Origin of the sequence: Tissierella sp. (genome assembly GCF_052089545.1) — a bacterium.
In the GTDB taxonomy this organism is placed as follows: Bacteria; Bacillota; Clostridia; order Tissierellales; family Tissierellaceae; genus Tissierella_A.
In genome coordinates this window covers 1-2879 of sequence record NZ_JBQDAA010000254.1, presented here as the reverse complement: position 1 = coordinate 2879, position 2879 = coordinate 1, and the positions used below count along the sequence as shown (strand labels likewise).

The 2879-nt window shown below is 30.5% G+C and carries 1 protein-coding gene and 1 pseudogene; both read left to right on the top strand.

Translation table 11 applies throughout. The annotated features are described in order from the left end of the window. The first annotated feature begins 514 nt into the window (after positions 1–514). Complete coding sequence (locus tag ACTHW2_RS12510; protein ID WP_442264232.1) at positions 515–1912, top strand: Na+/H+ antiporter NhaC family protein; 1398 nt, start codon at positions 515–517, stop codon at positions 1910–1912. A 307-nt stretch (positions 1913–2219) separates the two neighbouring features. After that, positions 2220–2879 (top strand): annotated as a pseudogene (locus tag ACTHW2_RS12505) (hypothetical protein); the annotation flags it as partial.

Here is a 2879-nt window from a genome sequence, read left to right as displayed (position 1 = left end):
TTTATATAAGTAGAGATTTTCCTATAATAATTTATATAAGTTATAGTTACTTTATTGGTAAATTTATATTTTAATAGTTTATTAAATGATAATATTATTTCTAATTATAGACATTATAGATAGAAGGATATTAAAATAGTGACCTCGGTCACTATTTTTTTAGCTCAAATGGGTTAAAAACATTACAGCTGGTTTAAAATAGGACCGCAATAAGAAGTGGGGAAAGTAAGTTGTGATAAGGATGGAATGATTTACTTCCATTGTCTTAAAATAAACCAAAGCCCTAATTGGTGATTCTAGCCTTTTTAATTTTTTTTAGGTTGGCATATATATTGCAATTATATAATAAGGTATGAAAAAAATGTTGTAATTAAGATCTAAATAAATAGAAGAAAGATTAATATAAAGGCTTATAGAAGGAGGGATATTTTATTTATGACAAAGAAAGATTAGCTTCTAATTGTTTTGAATTTTATTTTTATTATAACATTTAAAAAAAGGAGGAAAAATTAAATTGGGAAAACCAGAAAAAATTAAAGGCAATGGGAAAGCGCTTATTCCATTTTTAGTATTTGTTGCAGTTTATTTAGCAGCAGGTATTATATTACAGATAAAGGGAGTAGAAATGGCATTTTATGAATTTCCAGCTCCGGTAGCAGTTATCGTTGGTATTATAGTAGCTTTCTTTTTATTAGAAGGAAGTATAGATGAAAAATTTGATACCTTTATAAAAGGGTGTGGTAATTCAGACATAATTATCATGTGTGTTATTTACTTATTAGCGGGAGCATTTTCAGCTGTTTCTTCAGCTATGGGTGGAGTGGATTCAACAGTTAACTTAGGTCTTACACTTATCCCAGCGCAATACGTGACAGCAGGATTGTTTGTAATTTCAGCATTTATTTCAGTAGCTACAGGTTCTTCTGTTGGTACAATAGTAGCAGTAGCACCAATAGCGGTTGGGCTTGCTGACAAGGCTGGTCTAAATTTAGCTTTAATAATAGCTGCAGCGGTAAGTGGAGCTATGTGTGGAGATAATTTATCTATTATTTCTGATACTACAATAGCTGCAACTAGGACTCAAAACATAGAGATGAGAGATAAATTTAGAGTTAACTTAATGCTTGCACTTCCAGCAGCTCTTATAACTATAGTTTTACTTGTTATATTTGGTAAACCCGTAAGTGTACCTGAAGTTGGGGAATATAGTTACAATATAATAAAGATACTTCCATATCTATTTGTACTTATATCAGCTATAGCAGGGATGAATGTCTTTATAGTTTTAACTGGAGGTATAGTATTTTCAGGCATCGTGGGTCTTGTTTACGGAGATTTTACTGTTTTAACATTTTCACAAGAAATATATGCTGGATTTGAAGGTATGTTAGACATATTTATCTTATCTTTACTTATGGGTGGACTTGCTCAGATGGTTACAAAGGCAGGAGGAATCCAATGGATATTAGATAAAATAAGAGGTATGATTAAGGGAAAAAAATCAGCAGAGATAGGAATTGCAGGACTTGTTTCCTTATCTGATGTAGCTACAGCAAATAATACAGTAGCTATAATAGTGGCAGGACCAATTGCAAAAGAAATATCTAGAGAATATAAAGTGGACCCAAGAAGGTCAGCAGCTTTACTTGATTCATTTTCATGTGTATTTCAAGGATTGATTCCTTATGGAGCGCAACTACTTTTAGCAGGAAGCTTTACTGCTGGACTAGTAAGCCCCTTTCAGATAATACCATTGCTATGGTATCAACAAATATTAGCTGTAATAGTAATACTTTCCATCTTCTTCCCAATATTTAATGGATATATAAATAAGAATCCTTGGGATTTTGAAAACGATCAGCCTATTGAGAAGACTAAAGAAGAGTTAAGTAAGGCTGCAGAGGTAAATTAATTTGGACTTTTTAATCAATTAAATTCTATGAAGCTTTAAATAATTGTAAAAATAATATTATTGTGTTATAATAAAAACGTGCCAATGGAACGTGGTTAAACTAAAATGGTTCAATAAAAAGCCAATGGCATGATATCAAACCATGACAAAACATTAAATTGTACACATTTAACAAGGTTGTGTAATGAATACATTCCGAAGATTGTGGTTGAACCGATGGATGAAGCCCTGATTTGAGGGATTTAGATAGGATTGCAAGATTGGCATGTATATTGCAACTATATATAGGTAGTGGAAGGATGCTATAATGAAGACTAAAAGAATCAAAGTAATAACTGATTTAGATAGGCCACATATAACTTATGATATATTGTCCGTACTTTACAAGCACAATATTGAGATTTTAATGATGGAAGTATATACATATGTTATTTATTTTAAAACTCCTTTCATTGAAAAAGATTTATGGGATAAAATATTAGTTGATTTTCACAAGATAGAAGGTTTTGAAACTGTAGAGGAAATAGATTTAATAGCTTTTGAGGAAAGAGACATAGAAATGAGAAGAGTTTTAGATGCTATTCCTCAAGGTGTTATAGTTTTAAATGGAGCAGGGAATATAAAATATGCAAATAACTATGTTTCTGAAAGGATATTTAAGACTACATTTGATGAACTGGTAAATAAACATATTTCTAAATACGTTAAAGATGAATCTGTAGATTTATCAATCGAGCCTGATAAAAGGTTGGATTCTATAAGAAATAAGGAAATCAATATAGGGAATCAAATTTATACTTTAAATCTAAACTTACTTCTAAGTGATGAAAACATATTCACAGGATATATGATTTTTTTAAGCCGTACTATGAATCAAAACATGTTTTTAAATCACATAACTTTTGAAGACATAATAGGAGAAAGTAACAAGATACACGAAGTTGTAAAAAGAGCAAAGGTATATTCC